General features: G+C 56.1%; 16 protein-coding genes. 13 read left to right on the top strand and 3 right to left on the bottom strand.

The annotated features are described in order from the left end of the window. The first annotated feature begins 217 nt into the window (after nt 1-217). From CFBP4996_RS26230 to CFBP4996_RS26175, 12 genes are all read left to right on the top strand, one after another. Entirely contained in the window at nt 218-1,291 is a 1,074-nt protein-coding gene (locus CFBP4996_RS26230) for a TrbL/VirB6 family protein (protein WP_137396111.1), read from the top strand. A gap of 124 nt (nt 1,292-1,415) precedes the next feature. After that, on the top strand, nt 1,416-2,150 hold the full coding sequence (locus CFBP4996_RS26225) for a VirB8 family type IV secretion system protein (protein ID WP_137396110.1): 735 nt from the start codon (nt 1,416-1,418) through the stop codon (nt 2,148-2,150). Nucleotides 2,151-2,170: 20 nt separating this feature from the next. Next, complete coding sequence (locus CFBP4996_RS26220; RefSeq protein ID WP_233283460.1) at nt 2,171-2,962, top strand: TrbG/VirB9 family P-type conjugative transfer protein; 792 nt, start codon at nt 2,171-2,173, stop codon at nt 2,960-2,962. A gap of 1 nt (nt 2,963) precedes the next feature. Further along, nucleotides 2,964-4,337: a type IV secretion system protein VirB10 gene (virB10, locus tag CFBP4996_RS26215; RefSeq protein WP_137396108.1), complete on the top strand. Its 1,374-nt coding sequence runs from the start codon at nt 2,964-2,966 to the stop codon at nt 4,335-4,337. Continuing rightward, entirely contained in the window at nt 4,334-5,383 is a 1,050-nt protein-coding gene (gene virB11 / locus CFBP4996_RS26210) for a P-type DNA transfer ATPase VirB11 (protein ID WP_137396107.1), read from the top strand. The genes virB10 and virB11 overlap by 4 nt, the downstream gene beginning before the upstream one ends. Further along, nucleotides 5,352-8,162: a type IV secretory system conjugative DNA transfer family protein gene (locus tag CFBP4996_RS26205; RefSeq protein ID WP_137396106.1), complete on the top strand. Its 2,811-nt coding sequence runs from the start codon at nt 5,352-5,354 to the stop codon at nt 8,160-8,162. The genes virB11 and CFBP4996_RS26205 overlap by 32 nt, the downstream gene beginning before the upstream one ends. A gap of 9 nt (nt 8,163-8,171) precedes the next feature. Further along, nucleotides 8,172-8,432 (top strand): hypothetical protein, encoded by a 261-nt coding sequence (locus tag CFBP4996_RS26200; RefSeq protein WP_137396105.1) that lies wholly within the window; start codon nt 8,172-8,174, stop codon nt 8,430-8,432. A 70-nt stretch (nt 8,433-8,502) separates the two neighbouring features. Beyond that, a complete protein-coding gene (locus tag CFBP4996_RS26195) occupies nt 8,503-8,925 on the top strand; it encodes a helix-turn-helix domain-containing protein (RefSeq protein WP_137396104.1) in 423 nt (140 codons plus the stop codon). An 85-nt stretch (nt 8,926-9,010) separates the two neighbouring features. Further along, nucleotides 9,011-9,988, top strand: a complete 978-nt coding sequence (ligD, locus tag CFBP4996_RS26190) for a non-homologous end-joining DNA ligase (protein ID WP_137396103.1) — start codon at nt 9,011-9,013, stop codon at nt 9,986-9,988. A 646-nt stretch (nt 9,989-10,634) separates the two neighbouring features. After that, a complete protein-coding gene (locus tag CFBP4996_RS26185; RefSeq protein WP_137396102.1) occupies nt 10,635-11,009 on the top strand; it encodes a hypothetical protein in 375 nt (124 codons plus the stop codon). Nucleotides 11,010-11,039: 30 nt separating this feature from the next. Continuing rightward, complete coding sequence (locus CFBP4996_RS26180) at nt 11,040-11,393, top strand: hypothetical protein (RefSeq protein WP_137396101.1); 354 nt, start codon at nt 11,040-11,042, stop codon at nt 11,391-11,393. An 11-nt stretch (nt 11,394-11,404) separates the two neighbouring features. Further along, nucleotides 11,405-12,304 carry a HEPN domain-containing protein gene (locus tag CFBP4996_RS26175; protein ID WP_137396100.1) on the top strand — a complete coding sequence of 300 codons (900 nt, stop codon included), beginning with the start codon at nt 11,405-11,407 and terminating at the stop codon, nt 12,302-12,304. 323 nt (nt 12,305-12,627) lie between these two features. Here the strand turns inward: CFBP4996_RS26175 and CFBP4996_RS26170 are convergent, their stop codons facing one another. Together CFBP4996_RS26170 and CFBP4996_RS26165 are read right to left on the bottom strand one after the other, a co-directional pair. Then, nucleotides 12,628-13,047, bottom strand: a complete 420-nt coding sequence (locus CFBP4996_RS26170; RefSeq protein ID WP_137396099.1) for a helix-turn-helix domain-containing protein — start codon at nt 13,045-13,047, stop codon at nt 12,628-12,630. Nucleotides 13,048-13,103: 56 nt separating this feature from the next. Then, nucleotides 13,104-13,442, bottom strand: coding sequence for a hypothetical protein (locus CFBP4996_RS26165; RefSeq protein ID WP_137396098.1), 339 nt, complete (start codon nt 13,440-13,442; stop codon nt 13,104-13,106). 475 nt (nt 13,443-13,917) lie between these two features. Here CFBP4996_RS26165 and CFBP4996_RS26160 point away from each other — a divergent pair, with 475 nt between their 5' ends. Beyond that, nucleotides 13,918-15,183 carry a Y-family DNA polymerase gene (locus CFBP4996_RS26160; protein WP_137396097.1) on the top strand — a complete coding sequence of 422 codons (1,266 nt, stop codon included), beginning with the start codon at nt 13,918-13,920 and terminating at the stop codon, nt 15,181-15,183. 282 nt (nt 15,184-15,465) lie between these two features. Here the strand turns inward: CFBP4996_RS26160 and CFBP4996_RS26155 are convergent, their stop codons facing one another. Further along, complete coding sequence (locus tag CFBP4996_RS26155) at nt 15,466-15,816, bottom strand: hypothetical protein (RefSeq protein WP_137396095.1); 351 nt, start codon at nt 15,814-15,816, stop codon at nt 15,466-15,468. Nucleotides 15,817-15,825: the final 9 nt, after the last annotated feature.

Below are 15,825 nucleotides of genomic sequence, written 5' to 3'. Positions count from 1 at the left end.
TTGCTATCGCCTTGATAGTGGCCTGCGCCGCCCTGGGTGGCTGCGCGGGCCACGACAAATTTGAGACGTTGGCAAAATGTTCGGCTGATGAGAGCCCTGTGCCATCATCGGCCTACGTTTCCGAGGAAAAAAGGACAGCAGCCGAAACCGCTATCGGAGAGGCTGTGGCAGATGATTGTGGTCCGATGAGGCCGGTCAACCAGTTTTAGGGTGCGGAATGGATCCCGTCAGCTACGCCGTCAATTTCTATGGAGATGCGCTGAGGTTCTTCGAAAAGATCAATGAGGCCTCTCTTGAGAGGGCCTGGGGTCTGTTCGCTGAGAACGGGAACCTGATCTCGGCTATCTTGGCGCTTTTTCTGATCCTTTACTTCCTTTGGGGCGCGCTTGGTCTTTCAAGCATCTCTCTGCAGGACATGGCTGTCACTGGTTTTAAGGTTGCGCTTGCCTACGCGCTGATCATGTCGTGGGCAACATTCTTCGACAACATCGGCCAGTTTGTATTGCAGTCACCAGAGCAGGTTGGTTCGGCTATATCTTCCGCAATGGGCGGGCAATCTGCCGGCTCAGATCTCGCCTCTCAGGTCGCTAGCATGGCCCGCAAGGTCTACGACTTCGCTATGAAACTGTTCAACTCCTATGAGTCGGGCTGGCTTCCCAATGTGACCGGGGCGGTTGTGGTGTTTATCGTCCTCGTTTTCGGCCTACTTCCGATGCTGCTGATCCTAACGGGGGTAACGCTGTTTGCTAAAATGATCACAGCAGTCATGCTGGCGATCGGCCCAATAGCGATTCTTTGTTACTTTTTCGGAATTACTCGATTTGTTTTCGAGGCATGGGTGAAGGGCATTGCCTATGGCATGTTCATGCTGTTGTTCACCTATATTATGGCGGGCCTGTCGTTCGGATTCCTCATCGGCATGATGGACACTGTCAACGGCGACATGGCGACCAAAGAAAATGCGTTGGCAATCGTCTTGGCGATGGTTCTTTACTTGGCGCTGATCTCATACTTCATTTTTCAGGTGCCGGATTTTGCAAGGACCTTCGCCTATGGCTCGGCTTTGTCCGTTGGCCCGGGTGGCGGTGGTGTTGACACTATATACAATGCCGCGAGAGGGAACCTTGCCGGTAGGAACGGCAGGGCTGCGCAGGCGGGCGCGGCGGCACTTGGAATGCTGGCCGGACCAAAAGGGGCGCTTGCGGCCGCAGCGCTTGCTGGTCGCGGGGGGGCCGCTGGTGCGGGCGCTTTAGGCCGGATGCTTACGAACCGTCGGCGCAACAGCAACTAAACCAGTCGTTGTTGCCGTTAAGCATCATTAATTCCTTTTCTTCCACTGCAGTGGAATTTAGGGTGGATGTGATTGATTCACATGCCATAAAAGGTTGCGTCGATTGGGGATATGAGGTCGGAAGGTGGCATTTTTTAATAAGCGACAAATCGCGGGGCCAAGTGATGAGGTGCCGGGTCCGCAGGACACTTATAATCAGCATCTCTCGTGGGGCGAGAAGAATAAATCCTTAAGGACGTTGATCGGCCTGATCCTGTTCGCGTTCGCTGTTGCAGGATGGACTATTGCGGGCATCCTTTCCTTTTCCGTCGCGCAGTTGTTTCCTCTCGTCCGGACCGAAGTTGTCCCTTTGATCGTTGATAAAAACACCGGCTACATGGAAACGGTGACCACCCTCGACAAAGATCGTTCAAGTGTTTCGGAGATGCAGGCTGTTCGCGCTGCATTCGTTGGTAATTACGTTCTGCGACGTGAGACTTATGATCCCCGATATCTGTCGGATAACTTCGATATGATTGCGCTTTGGTCCGAGCCCAACGCCAAGGCGTTCAAGGACTACGAGGATTTAATGAACCCTTCAAATCCCCGTGGTCCGGTTAAGACCCTTGGTGCGACGGGCGAGGTCCGGCCGGAAATTCTCTCCGTCAATCCGCTGAATGCCAACACGATGTCGGTCCGCTTCGAGACCCGCGAGCGCCAGCGCGGAGGCGAAGTGGTGAACCGTTGGTCCGCGACAGTCCGCTATAAACAAATCACTCTGCAAGCAAGCAACAGGGTTCGGCTCTACAACCCGCTTGGTTTTGTCGTGACCGAGTATGTGAAAGTCCCTGAAAATATGCCGTCCGGGTTGGTTCAATGAAAAGATTGACGACTATAATCTTGAGCCTGCTGCTGACGACGACAATCGCGCATGCCGAGCTTGTAGCACGAGCTGGGCGACTGGATCCGCGCGTGCGGACATTGCCGTATTCGGCTGAGCAGGTCTTTCTAGTTACTGGAACCTACGGGATGGTGACGACGATCTTGTTCGGCGCCGATGAAGAAATCACCCAGGTCGTTGCCGGTGACACAGTGTCCTGGCAGATCCTGACCTCGGCAGATCGACGGTCTCTGACCCTGAAGCCTATGGAGAAGGATGCTCCGACGAATCTGTCGGTGGTCACGAGCAAGCGCACCTATGCGTTCGACCTGCGGGTGAATGATAGCACGTCGATGCAAAATCAGACGTTCAAGCTGCGTTTCACGTACCCCGAGGACGCGGGGCTAAAGGGGACGGCCGAGCTTTGGAAACAGGCGCAGGAAGCGCAGCAGAACCCTAATATCAAGAATATCCGCCGTGATAAGGTCAATTACGACTACGGCTTCAAAGGCAACGACGCTGCCAAGCCGTTATGGGTGTTCGACGACGGTCTGAAGACCTTCATGAAGTTCACCGGAGATGTTCCAGCGATCTTTATCGTTGACCGGAAGCGTCGTGAAAGCCTTGTGAACTATCGCCGCGAAGGTGACTACATCGTCATCGACACGGTCTCGAGGCAATGGACGCTGCGCTATGGCACGGAAGAAGAAACGTGCCTCTTCAATCTGAGAACCGCTCCGGCTGATACCCCTGCACCCATTGAGGGGGTCGTCGGGCCGAAGCGGATCGGCTCCAGCGGCGGCAGGGGGTAACATGTCAGATTCGCACTATCATTCGATCGATAACGATACCGCGATCGGCGGCCAAGTCCGAAAGTCTGGCGTAGGCATTATGCGTCCAGTCGCTGTTTTGGCAGCGATATTTGGTGTTGGCGTCGTGCTCTATTTCCTGCTGTCCGGGGGCGAGAAAGAAGCGATCGTCGACGCGACGCCACGCGAAGAGTTTCAGCCCGTCCAGGCGCCACGGAACGACGCGTTCACGCCACCAGCTCCTCCGCCGCTTCCCACGGTCCAGGTGCCTGAAGCTCCGCCGCCGCCGCCGCCGCCGCCGGCCGCCATTATACCTGCTGCTATGCCGATGACCCAACCTGTCCAGGTTGATTGCTCGAATGGCAAGAATCCCGACAATGCACGGTGCATCGAGCTTGCGCGGCAAGCCAAACTGCTTGAACGGGTCCGTTCCACAGCTATGGTCTACGACCAGTCCGGCCAATCGAATGGATCTGCCCAAGCCTCCGCGAGTGCGGATAACGGCATGTTCGGAGGTAATGATCCATCAGCCAACGGTGCGCCCTCAGCGAATGGCGGCGGTGGCGCTGTCGACAATGACCGCGCGTTCCTCAAAGCTATGGGCAGCCAAGGGGTCGAAGTCTCGACAGCCGCCGAGAACCGTCGAACGGACGCATGGATTCCGCAGGGAACTATGATCCGGGGAACTCTTGAGACTGCACTGAACTCCGACCTATCCGGCATGGTGAAGGGGATCGTGCGCGAGGACGTTTATTCGTTTGATGGACGTCGGATTCTGATCCCTGCCGGATCCTCGCTGATCGGCGAGTACAAATCAGGCATCGAGCGCGGTCAAGAACGGGTGTTGATTGTCTGGACCCGCATGATTCGTGGTGATGGTGTGTCGGTTCAACTGGGGTCGTACGGCACAGACCGACTTGGCCGTTCCGGCATGACCGGGAAGGTGGATCGCAAATATTGGGAGCGGTTCGGCCCGCCTGCCTTGATGACCATGATCGGGGGAGCGACTCAATACATCGCCTCTCTTGGCCAGAAAGAGACGCAGTACATCACCATCGTAAACTCCGACGGCAGTGTCACTCGCGTCCCGCAAGATAATGGCAATAGCTCACAGGATCGAGCGCGTGAGATCGCGGCGGAAACGATCGCGTCCGGTATTCAGCAATTGTCATCGGAAGCATTCGAAGATTCTCGAAATATCCGCCCGACAATCCATATTCCGCAAGGGTCCGATATTACCGTTTTCGTGACTCGTGACCTGGACTTCTCGGATCTGTATCCCGACCCAGTGCGGGAAGAGTACAATCGGCTTTTACAAAGGAAAAAGCAGCAGCGCACCACGGTTATCCAAGCGCCTAACGGGCCGGTGTATAAATGAACGCGAGGCCTTCTATCTCCGCGGAACAGCACTTCCTCTCTGAGGCCATAGAGCCAATCAAGAAGTTTCTCGATGATCCGAACATCGTGGAAATTTCTTGCCAGCGCAGCAACGAGGTGTGGCTGGAGCGCATAGGCAAGCTGGCTATGGAGAAGCAAGTCGTCGAGGGGCTCGATCAGGAGACGATCAAGCACATGGCTACTCGGGCTGCATCCCTTACGAAGCAGAACATCAATGCGGAAAACCCTCTGCTGTCGGCTACGCTCGTCAATGGCGAACGTGTTCAGTTCGTTCTGAGCCCTACGTCGGCAACTGGGCATGCCTTTTCGATCAGAAAGCAGTTTATCCGTCGCTTCGATCTGAACGACTACGAGAAGGCCGGCGCATTCAGGTTTACGAAGGTGACCGGCGACGACTATATCGACGAGGTTGATGTTGAATTGTCCAAGCTCTTGAGGGCAGGACAGGCGCGTGCATTTTTGGAAATGGCCGCAGCCAATCATCGCAGTATGCTGATTTCGGGCGGCACATCGACGGGCAAGACCACATTTCTGAACACCATGCTGACGGCGATACCGAAGCATGAACGGTTCGTTCTCATGCAGGACACGGCCGAGCTCGAGCCTCAACAAGATAATGTGGTTTCGCTGCTGGTGTCGAAGGGCGGGCAGGGCGAAGCGCGCGTGACAATGACCGATCTTTTGGCCACAGCTCTGCGCTTGCGGCCGGAGCGGATTTTCATGGGCGAGTTGCGCGGCGATGAGGCATTTGACTTCCTGAATGCGATCAACACTGGTCATCCAGGATCCATGTCCACAATTCACGCGAACTCGCCTCATCACGCGTTCAACAGGCTGTCCACTCTGGTCTTGAACAGCAATGTTCGGATGGAGCGCGCTGACATCATCAGCTACATCCGATCGATTATCCCGATCGTGGTGCAGCTGAAGAAGAGTGACGCCGCCGGCGGCCGCGGCGTCAGCGAAATCTATTTTGCCGACGAGGTTGATGTAAATGGCAAGCGTGTACACGGACGAGGAGATTGACCGCCCGAAGTGGACGGGTCTTCAGAAAGTTTCGTTCTTCACCTTTCCTGTGGCACTCGCTGTCGCAGTCCTGCTGTGGCTGGCCTTTTTCACCCTTATATATGACGCCTATGTCGTATCGTTCGGGTCAGCGTCATATTTCGATTACATTTCTCGCGCTCCCTTCCTCGATGGGCTTCGCTATACCTGGTCACTGATCGGCGTTCGGAACACCATTGGCTTGTCGGTTTTGGCCTTTGTGCTGGCGGCGCCATTCGTGTTCATATGGCTCTGCCTGTGGATGCTGAAGGGAGGCCGAGCGCTTTCACGCAAGATCTTGTACCTGCTGCATGTTCGCTCGATGTTCAGTTTGATCGCGACGACAGCGCTTATTTTCGTCGGGGCATATCTCGGCGTCATCGCCTATGGCATCGTGTTTTTTGTCGTGGCAACGAAGTTCGGCGACAATGCCGCCGCGGCGGAATACTACGGCAACCACCTCGCTGCCATGTACCAAGCGCCTTTCGGCGCGATCGATGCCACAGGAGCGTATCAGCGGCCGTCTCGGCAAACTGTTTTAGCGGCATTGGCTGGATTGGCAGCTGCAGGAGCTCTGATCGGCTTTCCGATCGGCGCCGCAGTGCAAAAACGTCAGCGCATGATTATGGGAAAAGCGCGTCTGGCAACGCTGAAGGACGCTGCTGATTTCCGGCTTAGGGATAAACACGGAATCGTCCTTGGCCTGAAGCAGGGGCTGTTGCTGCGAAATGACGGCGATCAGCATGTGATGGTCATCGGTTCGCCAGGGCAGGGCAAGTCTCGAAGCTTCGTGATCCCGACGATGATGAGTTTTGAGGGCTCGCAGTTCGTTCTCGATATGAGCGGCGAGCTGTTCGAGGAAACGTCGGGCTACATGAAAGACAAGGGATATGATGTCTTTCTCTTGGCGCCGGGTTCCAAGCTGACTGATGGCTATAATCCCCTTGATTTGATCAGCAGTGATCCTAATCAGCGGATCACAGATCTTCAGAAGCTGACGCAAATGCTGCTGCCTGAACGGCTTCGCTCAGATTCCTCGGATTTTTGGGAAGAAAGCGCCCGCATTCTTTTGACCGCGATGTTGGGTTTCGTGCTCGAATGCCCGGATACCCGGAAGTCGCTCAGCGAGCTTTATCGCATCCTCAATTCCATGTCGGACGAGCGCAAGGCGATCGTTCAGTTGCTTGAGAATTACGAAAGCGTTTTGACAGATCAGACCCGCATGCAGCTGACGAAGTTCGCTGGCAGGCACGAGAAATTGGGCGAAGGGATCGCGGCCGAGATCGTTGCAAAACTCAACTTTCTGCAAAATCCTCTCGTGGAAGCCCTAACGTCTGCGACTACCATTCCGATCGACATCATCCGCAAACGCAAGATGGTGATTTATGTCCAGGCAGACTGGAACGCGATCCAGATCTATGAGCGCCTGATCTCGATTTTCATTCAGCAAATGGCCGATAAACTGGTCCAGTTGGGCAAGCTGCGCGACGGCGAGCATGAAGTGCTCATGATGCTCGACGAGTTCGGCAATGGGGGACGAATCGACACGGTCCTTACCCTTGCGCCGTTGATCCGCAAGAATGGGGTTCGGTTCGTTTTCATCCTGCAGGACGGGGCGCAGCTCGAGCGCTTGTATCAGAGGTCCGGCCAGAAAATTTTGATGGGGTCGTCAACGATCAAGCTCTATATGAACTTCCAGAACCAGGAAGATGCCTCCGCCGTTTCGATGGCCGCGGGGAAGACGACTGAGTGGATAGATCAGTCTTCCTACACGCATCGACATGGTCGGCGCGATCGTTCGGTGTCGAAAGTGCCTGTGTCAGTCGATCTGCTCCCGGTGAACACCTTGATGATGATGAAGCCGGAAGAGGCCATTCTGCAGGTTACCGGCATGCCTCTTATGCGCATCATGAAGCTGGATTCGGGCGGTGAGCGAATGTTCTCGAAGGTGCGGAAGTTCAAATCGGTGCCTAAGCCTCGGATGGAATCTGTCGAGTGGACGATTGAGGACACGGACAAGTTCGACGCATCACGTCCGCCGAAAATTGAAGCCCCCGGGCATATCAAAGAGCGCAGGGCGAAAAATGCCGCTGGTGACGTCGATTTCGGCGCTGTCGATAGGCCGCAGCATGCGCACGAAGTACGGTTCGGGATGAAAGAGGGCGTTCGTCACGTCTACATTTCCTCTCTTGACGAACTTCGCCGACGGCTGGATCTCGATGAGAAGCGAGCTGCAGGCGTAACTGAGGACGAATTGCCAAGGAAGCGGCAGAAAGACCCGCCTCCGCAGCAAAATGGAAAAGTGACGGCGTCTTCGCGCACTTCCGACGACGATCAGCTGGTCGATCGCCACCATGAGAAGAACGTCGACCTCGTCGATGATGACGTGCTCGAGGTCGACCAGAAGAAACTGGATCAGAACAAGTATGCCGGCATCTTGAAGCGCCAGGATGCTGTGCGCGATAGAATGATCGCGCGAGAGGATGCTCCGGATACGCAGGTCATTCGCTCTCCTGTCCTTCGCCGCCAAGAAGTGCGTGAAGCTTTTGGCACTGATATTTCGGCCTTGAATAAAGTGATCTTCGACAGCGTGAACGCTGCCAACGAGATCGAGGCACCTGATCTGAATTCAGATATCGAACTGATGGTTCAGACGCTTTCGGAGAAGATGGCGGACAAAACATCGCGCCTGTATCTGAAAGAGTACGCTGAAAAGGCCATGGATCCCTTGGCTGAAGAAAGCGAGGAAGCGGATGCGTAGGAGATCTGCTTGCTGATCGGCGGCTTGTTGATTGTCGGAGCGTGGATATGGAGTGCGGTCCAGTTCAATCGCCGCCATAAAGCCTTGGACAGGGTGCGTTTTGAACGAACGAATTCGTCGGGCATCCTCGAGTTCGCTACCTACGATGAAAAATTAAGTTTCGATCGAAGGGAAGGGTGGAACAAACTATTCATGATCCTCCTGATTGTGCCGGGAGGGCCAATCTTCCTGTTCGGGATCCTGATGGTTGCCGGTGGTTTATTCCGCTGACGGAAGATTAGGGATGTGACTGGGAAGCCTGTTTCCAGTTTTTTACCTTTTATTGGAAAGAGGTGTCGTGATGGCAGTGTTGGTGAAAACGCCAGATAATATCGATGTCGACGTTGGAACAAAAATTAAGCTTCGGCGCAGACTCGTAGGCATGAGCCAGGAGAGCCTTGGAGCTGCTATTGGTGTGACCTTTCAGCAGGTTCAGAAATACGAGAAAGGCATGAATAGGGTAGGCGCAAGTCGCCTTGCCAGGATCGCCGAAGTCCTGGGAGTGCCTGTATCCTTTTTCTTTTCAGGAGCAGGAGATAGCGCGGCGGCAATAGCCAGCTGGACGGCGGATCGTGAAATCACGGATTTTATAAGCTCGCCGGAAGGCCTGGCTCTGAATAAAGCTTTTGCTAAAATCGAGAACCTTGCCGTGAAAAGAAAAGTCGTCGCGCTGGTGAAAACGCTTTCCTTCGACAATGAGCAGTTAGCTCGGGCGGAACACTAAGCACGACCATCGACCAGCTCGATCGCCACTCACCAGCAACGCGCGAAATCGCATGCACTTCCGCAGTTTTATGCGTTAATGCGGCATGGCCAAAGTTTCGTCGAGAAAGCCTCCGGAGACGACTGCGCCCGACCCGATGCCCACTCGCGTCGAGCCGTGTGTTGCGACCCTCGCAGCCAAGCCACCAAAAGGGCCGGATTGGGGCCTCGAGATAAAGTGGGATGGCTACCGGGTCGCTCTCCATATCAAAGCGGAGCATATTCGGATCATCACGCGCGGCGGTTATAATTGGACGGATCGCTTTCCGGCGATCGCGGCGGAGGCGAGTCAACTCGGTCTGCAGAGTGCCATCCTCGATGGCGAAGCAGTTGTGCTGGATGAACAGGGACGCTCTGATTTCGGGATGCTGCAGCGGGCGCTTGGGCGCAGGCCCGCAGCTCACGTCACCGGCCAAATCATCCTCTTTGTGTTTGACCTACTTTATCTCGATGGCAGGGATCTTCGCCGGCTTCGCCAGGGCGAGCGCCGGCGGATTCTCGAAGCGATCCTAACTGGTCGCACAGGGGCAATCCGTCTCTCAGAGGAGATGGATGCGGACGGAGATGCTTTTTTGCGAGTCGCCTGCGCGCATGGCCTCGAGGGCATAGTCGCTAAGCATCGCGGAAAGGCCTACCGTTCCGGCCGGCGCCCAGACTGGCTAAAGATCAAATGCGTGCGCAGTGACAGCTTCGTCATCGTCGGGTTTGAGCCGTCTGCCGTTTCTGGTGCGATCGGACGTCTGTTGCTAGCGGCGAAGAAGGGAGACGGCCTGGTCTATGTTGGCGGCGTCGGTACTGGCTTCACTGTCAGGTTATCGCAGGAGCTGCGGAAGTTGCTAGACGGCATCAAGACGAAGGCGCCGGCAGTAGATCTGAAATGGAAGAACGCCATTTTTACCGAACCACTGTTCGTCGCGGAGATCGAATATCGTGCCTGGACGGACAAGGGGAAGCTACGCCATGCGTCGTTCAAGGGGATCAGGGAGCGAGCAGACGATGCGACCGTATATTCTTTAGGCGAGTGAGTGCGCGGGTCTGCGCCGAATTTTGTACCTTTCATAGCTTTGAGCGACGCTAGATGTGCCGTCATTTTCGTCGGCTTAACCCAAGGAAGTCCTTATGGATACAATCACCATTCCGCAATTCGCCATGACGATCATTGGCACCCTCTCGTTGATCTTTCAGAATGAGATCGATGATTTCTGTCGGCGTCATCTCTGACCCGATGGAAAGGGGCCGCGGCGTTAGACCGTCGCGGGCTTCGGCAGGCCGGACATGATGTCCGGCCGCCCCTCAATGCTCACGTGAGGCTTCACAACGTATTCCAGATTCGCCGGGGCAAGGTTGATAAAACCTGATATTAATGTTTTAAATCAAACACTTAAGTTCCATAATTGTTATTATCTGATTTCCACTCAAGTAGAATTTCGTGCGCGAAAAGCGTTGATCCCTGCCGTCCGCGCAGGTAGTAAGTGGAAGCCAACACACGGCGGATTTTCGCGGCGATCCTCCCAAGGAAACGCGCTGCGATCGGCTGGCTTTCTCATCTAGGGAACTCAGCCGATCGCATTTTCTCAGCATGATTGGCGTGGCGAGCGACTATCGATCACCAACGAGGAGCATCCTGACGATGACCCTATCATGCTGATCCGGAGCTCAAGGGAGCGTTAGATGGAGCTTGAACTTGCCCTTCTGACCATGATCACGAGGCAAATCATGGCAAATCCCCTGGAGGGCGAAACGCCGACGGCACGCCTCAAGCAAGTCGCTCTCATGACCGTGATTGTGATCGAAAAACTGCATGTCACCGGCTCGCCCATCACGCTGGCCAAACTCGTTGACATCACAGGGCTCGCCAGAAATGTTGCTGCTCAGACGATCGACCCGATCGTGCAACGCGGGCTTCTCGTAGAGGAAATGGGAAAGAATTCGATGGGACGCGGCACGGCGCGGCAATTTCAGATCGCGCCAGTGGTATTCCAAAGCCTTGCGCCGTTCATGGGCGCGCCCCTGCCGCAATCCAAGGTCAAAGCCCATGCGCAATGAATGGCATACTTTGGGAGCATTCGATCCGGCATGAATGATGAAGATGAAACCGAAGCCTTGAGTAAAACACTGATCTGGACCATCGGCATGATCACGCAGAGCGGGCCGGGCGATCGTGAGCGCATTGCCCTCGCCTATGAGGAGGCCCTGGAACTGGTCGCCAGTATCCCGAAGGACAATGGCAATGCTCGCCCTCGTATTGTCGCCTGCTTCGAGCGCTCCACCATCTACAGGACTGCAGAAGACATAGCCTGTGCCGGTTGGCTGCTGGTGGCTATGCAGGAGCGGGTGAACGAGCAAAATCTTCCCGATTGGCGAAAGCTCCGCAAAATCATAAACAACACCATGAAGATGCTGCCCCTGCCCCAACCGACGGTGCATTGAAGGGCCTCGCCATGGAGAATGACCAGCTCGCCCATCTGCCCGACCGCAAGCGCCGCGAATTGCAACGCGCGGCGCAAATCCTGTTCGATGAGTTCGAGGATGCCCTGAAAACCAAGCTCTCCGACAAGGGCAAGCGCGGCCGCATCCTCAAGCTCATCCTGTTCGGCTCCCATGCGCGTGGCGATTGGGTCGAGGATCGCAAGAGCGGCTACCGCTCCGACTATGACCTCCTCGTCGTCGTGAATTACGAGAGCGTTGGCGAGCAGCATGAATCCTGGGAGAAGGCGGCGGAGCGCTTCTTGCAGGAACTCACCATCACTCGCCGTCTCTCCACGCCGGTCAATTTTATCGTCCATACCTATCAGGATCTCAACGACCAGCTCACCCAGGGCCGCCCCTTCTTCGTCGACATCGCCCGCGACGGCATCGTGCTCTATGAAGCTCCTGGCTATCCCCTCGCCTCCCCCAAGTCCTTGGCCCCTGACGAAGCCCGCGTCGAGGCAAGACGGCATTTCGACCACTGGTTTCCAAGCGCAGTTGAGCTACAGGCCGGCGCTGCATTCTATCGCGACCGGGGCAATCTGAATCTCGCCGCCTTTCAACTGCACCAGGCCGCCGAACGACTCTACCATTGCACCTTGCTCGTGCTGGCGCTCTACAGCCCGAAATCCCACCGGCTGACTTTCCTGCGATCCCAGGCCGAACGCATCGCCCCGCAGCTGATCGACGTGTGGCCGCGCGATAGCAAGTTCGCCAAGCGCTGCTTTACCCGTCTCGATCGCGCCTACGTCGATGCGCGCTATTCACCGCATTATGAAATCACCGGAGAAGAACTGGCCTGGCTAGTCGAGCGGGTGAAAGTTCTGCAGGAATCTGTCGCTGCCCTCTGCGAACAGCGCCTGTCGGCCTGAAGCCGCAACCCGGCCCTGCTCTCTTCGGCGCTATGGGTGAGCGCGTTCGCCTCCGGCCTGATCGTCGTGCCAAACCAGGAAAGGATCGTCCTTGGCAAAACTCTGGATCATGTCCGATCTCCATCTGGAGACCATCCCCTATCCGGAGGCCTTCAAACCGGTTCGCCCCGATTTCGACGTGCTGGTGGCGGCCATCTACATCACAGCATCGACATGCTGCGGTCGAACGGCACCCGCATTCTCTGCAATCCGGCCGGCCCGCGGTTCTCCAACGCCGCCTTCCATGAAAGCCTCGTGGTGGAACTGCCGGCGTAGTTCCGACGTTACTCGGAAGCGTCTTTTGCCAGGGATTTTACAAGGTCTACGACCTTCCGTCGGATCTTGTCGTCCTGAATCTTTACAAAGGCACGATTAAGAGCCAGCCCCTCGAGGGAATTCAAGAACTGTGTGATTTCCCTGCCGGCTCCCGTCTCCGGCTCTTGCGGACTGGTAGAGCCACTATCAGGCCCCTCCTCGAAAAACCAGGCAACCGGGACGCCGAGAATGTTGGCGATGGCCTGCAGCCGGCTTGAGCCGACGCGATTTGTGCCCTTCTCGTATTTCTGGACCTGCTGGAAGGTGACGCCGAGCCCTTCGGCCAGCGTCGTCTGGCTCATACCCTTGAGCGCGCGCTGCAAGCGGATACGGCTGCCGACATGAATGTCGATTGCATTCGGTGACTTGGTCTGCGGTTTATGGAGCATAATGACCTCAAATTGTATGCGCGGCCAATGGAATGCGCCGCGCGTGGACACGTAAATTACTGTGGCTTCTCCGTAACCATATCGCCTGAGGATACGGATCGCGGCACATCAGGCGTTTCGAAACCAATCTCCTGCAACACGCGCTGCGCCCGTTCGTAGGCCGATACCAGGTCCGCGTTTGCGGTCTGCCAAGGCTCGAATAGCTTTGCGCGTCGCTCACCGAGCGACAGATATGAGGCTTGGAATCCTTCTTGATCATGCAGACCGATGGAAGCCTTCGATAGCTTCATTGCCCATATATGCAAAATAACCCGTTCTTCGGCGTCCAGCGCGTCTTTGCGCCGCTGAATCTCCCGGAATCGTTGCTCTGCCCGACTATAGGCGCGAAGCGCCAACGCTGCCCTCACCTGCAAGCTCAACGGTACACCGCCACCGTTGCAAGATCGCCAATCTCCCATCAATCCACCCCAATGCGTTCGTTTCCGCCGGTGGATCCACGAAAAGAAAAACGCGCCCCCACGGCAGCGTCTTGACGAAAACCGGGTGTTGGAAATCCTGAGGTTAGTCAGGCACAGACGCCTTTAGCCGGAGCCTGGACATACGCGCCCGTCACCCGGTCGCCGTCAACTCCGTTCCTATCCCTAACCTCGCGAGGATTCCACGCCCCGGCCCGCGTCTCCACAGGCAGAAATTATCTATGAATTGCAGTGGTTAATTTTGCAACCTAGTCATAATGGAATAGCCGGAGCGCCGGGACGTGGAATCCTCGTTTCTGACGCCGCTCTCGCATAAATACGCATAAGAAAAAATTCCTCTTGACGGAAACATGTCAACGGGTGTTCTGTTTTTGTTCTCAGAACAGGAGCAGCTATGCGCAAGCCGGAGACCATCGAACGGCTCTATCTCGATTTCGACGGTTTCTTTGCGTCGGTTCATCAGCAGTGTGATCGCCGCTTGCGCGGCCGGCCGATCGGCGTCGTCCCCTTTGAGGGAACTGACAGAACGTCCGTAATCGCATGTAGCCGCGAGGCAAAAGCCTACGGCGTCAAAAATGTGATGCCGATCAACGAAGCGAAGCGGCTTTGCCCTGATCTGGTCCTGGTCCCGCAAGCACCGGACCTGTACCGCCGGGCACATAATGCGCTCTTGTCGGAAATCGAAACCGTGATCCCGATCGACACCGCGAAGTCGATTGATGAACTGACATGCCGCCTTGATGAAGTCGGCCGTTTAGATCCTCATACGCTCTCAGCTCGCATTAAAGCGGCGATCGCCGATAACATCGGCTCATCGATCACCTGCAGCATTGGTTTCGCTGCTAATCGACAGCTTGCTAAAATCGCCTGCAAGGAGGGCAAGCGCGGCAAGGATCGATATGGTGACGGACTAATGATCTGGCGGCCGGAGGATCTGCCGGCGCCGCTACTGGCTGTCGCAATGGAGGACATTCCAGGCGTCGGCGGTAACATGGCAAAGCGGCTCTACCGGGCAGCGATCTATTCCACCGAACAGCTCTATAATCTTCAGCCGAAGCATATGCGCAAGCTTTGGGGCAACGTCACAGGCGAGCGGCTTTGGTACGCGCTGCATGGCTATGACATTCAAGCGCCAGCTTCGAGCCGGGGGATGTTCGGTCATGGGCGAGTCCTTCCGCCCGAATCCAGGTCGATCGACGGGGCAAGCGAGATTTCAAGGCTGTTGCTGATTAAGGCATCTCGCCGTCTTCGGCGGGAGAGTTTCTATGCGAGCGGCATATGGCTGTGGTTGTCGATCCGCGATGGCTCGTGGATGGGGAAACGACAATTGCCTGTCGTGAATGACGACCAGGCAATCCTTGCGGAGCTCGATGGACTTTGGAACCAGGTTCGCCGCGACCACCCGCGGGGCGTGACGATCTTTCGTGTTGGTGTGACACTGTACGATCTGTCACCGGCCAATGAGCGTCAGCTTGATCTGCTGCTGAATGACGATCGCAAGCGCCGGCGCTGGGAGAGCGCCAGCAACGCGATTGATGCACTCAACGCTCGCTACGCGGCAACCGTTGTGAACCTCGGGCCATGGCGGCCGCCGGCCGGCGGACATGTAGGTGGGAAGATCTCCTACACGCGGATTCCCTCTGCAGAGGATTTTTGGTGATGAAAAGCTGGAAGCAGAATATCCGTATTGGGGACCTGGCTGAGAACCAGAAACTCGAGGCGCGCTGCAGGAAGTGCGGCCACGTCCATTATCTGACGCGAGCGATAGTCTGCGTTTCGCCGGAACGGGAGTTTCTATACGTCGACGAGCTCGAGAATGAGACCGTGTGTCGGGCACGTGGCTGCCGTGGTCCCGTGCGGCTGTCTATGGTCCGCCTAGACGAATTGAGTGGGTTTGTTGGTGGCCTAGCGTGACGATCTCAGTTCGGCTCCAAGAACCAAGTCAGTGAATACGGGACGCTCGATCGCGAGTAAGTAAGTCGACCACGCCATCGATCGCCGTCTTAAGCTCTTCCCAACTCTGCAGGTCCTGCTCGTCAACACGGGCTGAGATGGCAGCGAGCATCCAACCAGCGCAGGCGATGTCTTCCGCCTGTTTCGTTTTACGATGCTGCAGGATGCAGGCCTCGATACCAGGCCGCTGAGAAGTTCCCTCAGAGGCGAGCGCGGCTATTAGCTGCTTTCCCTTATTATATGCCGAGGAAATTGTGACTTTTTCGTTTGGTGATGCTTGAACGATCACAGCGGCCGTAAAGAGCAACGTTTCGCTGAGTTGATGGGCTTCGTCTGGCATACTCTTCCT

The organism is Agrobacterium leguminum (assembly GCF_005144435.2).
Lineage (GTDB): Bacteria > Pseudomonadota > Alphaproteobacteria > Rhizobiales > Rhizobiaceae > Agrobacterium > Agrobacterium leguminum.
The sequence above is the reverse complement of the archived record's forward strand: the minus strand, read 5'-3'. Positions and strand labels throughout refer to the sequence as shown.